The 4,281-nt window shown below is 65.5% G+C and carries 2 protein-coding genes; one reads left to right on the forward strand and one right to left on the reverse strand.

Annotation, left to right across the window (positions count from 1 at the left end; all coding sequences use genetic code 11):
- A partial coding sequence (locus EOA27_RS24835; RefSeq protein ID WP_145970512.1) for a response regulator transcription factor occupies positions 1-440 on the forward strand: 440 nt, incomplete at its 5' end.
- Positions 441-452: 12 nt separating this feature from the next.
- On the opposite strand, the gene EOA27_RS24840 is transcribed toward EOA27_RS24835, so the two are convergent.
- Positions 453-3,938, reverse strand: coding sequence for a PAS domain-containing hybrid sensor histidine kinase/response regulator (locus EOA27_RS24840; protein WP_189343261.1), 3,486 nt, complete (start codon positions 3,936-3,938; stop codon positions 453-455).
- Positions 3,939-4,281: the final 343 nt, after the last annotated feature.

Genomic DNA, 4,281 nt, shown 5'->3' on the forward strand with positions numbered 1-4,281 from the left:
GCGGCATCCATCCGGCGGTGCCGCTGGTCGTAGTGTCGGCGCATGATGATCCCGTCACCATCCGCCGCGCCCTCGATCTCGGCGCGTCCGGCTTCATCTCCAAATCGGCCAGCATGGAAGAAATCCGCGCCGCGGTGCAGGCCGTGCTCGCCGGCGATATCGCAGCACCTGCCGGTGTCGAGCTCGGCGTCGAGCGCGACCCGGAAATCTCCGACCTGATCAAGCGCCTGCAGGCGCTGACGCCGCAGCAGACGCGGGTGCTCGGCATGCTGGCGGAAGGCCTCCTCAACAAGCAGATCGCCTATGAGCTCGGCGTCTCCGAGGCCACCATCAAGGCGCATGTCTCGGCCATCCTGCAGAAGCTCGGCGTCGACAGCCGCACCCAGGCGGTCATCCAGCTCTCCAAGATCGGCAATGACCCGCTGCAGCCGGTAAGTTAGCTACTTCTGCCTCTACTCCGCCGCCGGCGCCAGCGGCCTGACCCGCGCCATCATCGAGCGCAGCACGGCGGGCTTCACCGGCTTGTTGACGACCGGAATGTCGAGCTGGCTTGCGGCGGCGCGCATCTCGCTGGAGCGGTCGGCGGTGACCAGCACGCAGGGCAGGTCCTGGCCGTAGGCGGCGCGTAACCTGGCGATCGCGTCGAGCCCGGTGCCGCCATCGAGATGATAGTCAGCAAGCACGACGTCCGGCCTCACCGCGCCGGGTCCCATGAGCTCTCCCGATCCCGAAGCCGTCTCGACATGGCAGTCCCAGCCTTCGAGCAGCAGCCGCATGCCGTCGAGGATGCGCGCATCATTGTCGATGCAGAGCACATTGAGCCCGGCAAGCGTCGACGCAGAGCGGGCCGGGGCTTTGCCGATTTCGCGCGGCGGCGCCGCGACCTCCGCGACCGGCAGGATGACGGAAAAGCGCGTGCCCTTGCCCGGGTTGGAGAAAATGCGGATTTCGAGTCGCAGCACCCGCGCGATGCGGTCGACAATGGAGAGCCCCAGGCCAAGGCCTTCTGCCTCGCGTACGCCCTCGTCGAGGCGTGTGAATTCGTGGAAGACAGTGTTGAGCTTGTCGCCGGCGATGCCAATGCCGGTGTCGATCACCTGGATTTCGGCCAGTTCGCCGCGTCGCCGCACCCCAACCAGGATGCGGCCCTTGCGCGTGTATTTGATGGCGTTCGAGACCAGGTTCTGGATCAGCCGGCGCAAAAGGTTGCGATCGGTCATGACGCCGAGCGAGGACGGCATGATCTTGAGCTCGAGCTTCTTTTCGGCGGCCAAAGGGCGGAAGTCATTGCCGATCTGCCCGAGCAGCCCGCCGAGGCTGAAGGCGGTGTCCTCGGGCTTCATGGCGCCGGCATCGAGCCGCGAGATGTCGAGCACCGCGCCGAGGATGGTTTCGACCGATTCCAGCGAGGATTCGATGTTGATGGCCGCCTTGCCGGCCGGCCCCTTGCCGGCCTTCTCGATCAGCGACGAGCAATAGAGACGCGCCGCGTTGAGCGGCTGCAGAATGTCGTGCCCGGCGGCGGCGAGGAAGCGCGTCTTGCCGAGATTGGCCTCCTCGGCCAGCATCTGCGCCTGCGCCAGCTCCTCGTTGACCCGGGTGAGCTCGACGGTGCGGGTCTTGACCCGCTGTTCCAGCGATTCATTGGCCCGTTTCAGCGCCAGGTCCTGCTCGACGCGGCCGGAGATGTCGGCATAGGTGGCGACGATGCCGCCGTCGGGCATCGGGTTGGAGCGCAGCTCCAGAATGCGTCCGCTGGTCTTCAGCTCCATCTGCCATGGCCCGGCGAAGCTGGTCAGCCGGTTGAGCATCGTCACGCGCTGGTCAGCCGGGATATCGCCGCGTTCGGCAAGATGGCGCAGGATCCGGTCAAGCGACACGCCGACCTGGCCCATCTCGTCCGGCAGGTCGAACAGCTGCCGGTATTGCCGGTTCCAGCAGATCAGCCGGAAATCGCGGTCGAAGACGGTGATGCCTTGCTCCATCTGGTCGAGGGCGATCTGGAGCAGGTCGCGATTGTGCTGCAGCGCCTCGGTGGCGTCGTCGAGCAGCTTGAAGGCATCCTTGGAATCGTGGTCGTTGCGGCGGAACAGCAGCGACAGGATCAGCCGCGCCGAGGACGAGCCGACGGCGCTTGCCAGCAATTGCTCCGAGAAGCGGATGACATCCATGCTCGCTTGCTCCTTGCCGTGGAGCGAGACGCTTGCGCTCTTCTCGAAGGACTGGAAGGAGCGCTCCGTGCGCTCGACGCCGAGATAGCGCGAGATCGTGTCCTTGAGATCATTGACGGTGACGGCGGTGCGGAAGCGCCTGAGGCTTGGCATTGGGCCTGCCTCGCGCGGCACGAAGATCGCCGCCTGGATGCGCTCCAGCGGCACCGACGCGCGCGACAGGGACCCCAGCACGAAAAACAGGGCGTTGACCGAGAGGCTCCACAGCACGCCGTGGTTCAGCGGCTCGCCGACGGTGCCGAACAGCGCCTGTGGCCTCAGCGCCTCGAAGCCGAACAGCCCGTGGACGACGATGTCGGAACCCGGGCCGGCGAGCGAAGGCAGAAGAAGCGTGTAACCCCAGACAGCGATGCCCGCGACCATGCCGAGCGCGGCGCCCCGGCCGTTGGCGCGGCGCCAGATCAGGCCGCCGATCAGCGACGGCGCGAATTGCGCGATCGCCGCGAAAGACATCAGCCCGATCGAGGACAGCCGCGCGCTGTTGGTGCTCTCGCGGTAGTAGAGGAAGGCGATGAACAGCAGGATGAAGATGGACGCGCGGCGTACGTTGAGGATCAGTGTCGACCAATCCTCATTCTCCGAGGCGCTGGTCTTGATCACGCGGCGCACGAACAGCGGGATGATGAGATCGTTGGAGATCATGATCGACAGCGCGACGCTCTCGACGATCACCATGGCGGTCGCCGCCGACAGGCCGCCGACGAAGGCGGCCATGGCGAGCACGTCATGGCCGCCGAGCAGCGGCAGCGACAGGACATAAAGGTCGCTGCTGGTCTTGGTGCCGACCAGCGACAGGCCGGCAAAGGCGATCGGCAGCACGAAGAGGTTGATCGCCACGAGATAGAGCGGAAACAGCCAGGTCGCCGTGCGCAGTTCCGCCTCGCTGCGGTTCTCCACGATGGTGACATAGAATTGCCGCGGCAGCATCAGGATGGCAAAGCCGCTCAAGCCCGTCAGCACCAGCCAGGTGGCCAGCGAGGTGTTGTAGCTCATCGCCTGGCGTACCTGGCCGTTCCCGGCGAGCCTGGCGAACATGTCGCCGGGGCCGCCGAAGATCAGGAACGTGACCATCAGGCCGATGGCTATGAATGCGGCGAGCTTCACCACGGTCTCGACCGCAACGGCCAGAACCAGCCCGTCCTGATGTTCCGTGGCATCGGCGTGGCGGGTGCCGAACAGCACCGCGAACAGCGCCAGAAGCATCGCTACCACCAGCGAGATGTCGCTGACGAACGGATCGAAAGAGGGCGGCGAGCCGGTATAGTGCTCGACCATCAGGCTGACCGAGCCCGAAATCGCCTTGAGCTGCAGCGCGATATAGGGCACCGCGCCGATCGTGGCGATCAAGGTCGCGATCGCCGCGACGGTGAAGCTCTTGCCGTAGCGGGCGCCGAGGAAGTCGGCGATCGAGGTGATCTTCTCGCTCTTCGCCAGCCGAACCAGGCGGTTGAGCAGCGGGAAGCCGAACACGAAGACCAGCACCGGGCCGGTATAGATGCCGAGGAATTCGAGGCCGCGCTCGGAGGAAAGGCCGACCGAGCCGAAGAAGGTCCAGGAGGTGCAGTAGATGGCCAGGCTAAGCGCATAGATGAACGGCCGCGCCCGGCCGAGCCCCGCGGCGGCCGCGCGCCGGTCGCCGACGCTGGCAATGGCGAAAAGCAGCGTCACATAGGCGATCGCGATGATGACGACGAACCAGCCTTGCACGGCCCGTGCTTCCTCCCTGGCCGGTCTCCCATCCGGCCTGCCCAACCATTCCGGAAAAATACCAGGCGATTTGCCGTCCGGAATTGCGTCTGAACAAATACCCGGAGCGTTCAGGCATCTCGATGAAACGCTCGACCACCCCGACGCAACCACAGCTCGGGGCCCAAGTCCATCGCGGCTTTCGGCGCATATGCGGCTGATGGACGATGCGTGACACAAACCGGTGCCTTCATTGTTTTTCCGGTTTTGCAACCGGGGGTTTTTGTTATTGTGGGCTCGGGTCGGCGCCCAAGGACAACTGGTGAGGCGGCAGTGCGGCCCGCCACGGCAAGGAGGGTCGAAT

It is taken from the genome of Mesorhizobium sp. M2A.F.Ca.ET.037.01.1.1 (assembly GCF_003998075.1).
Lineage (GTDB): Bacteria > Pseudomonadota > Alphaproteobacteria > Rhizobiales > Rhizobiaceae > Mesorhizobium.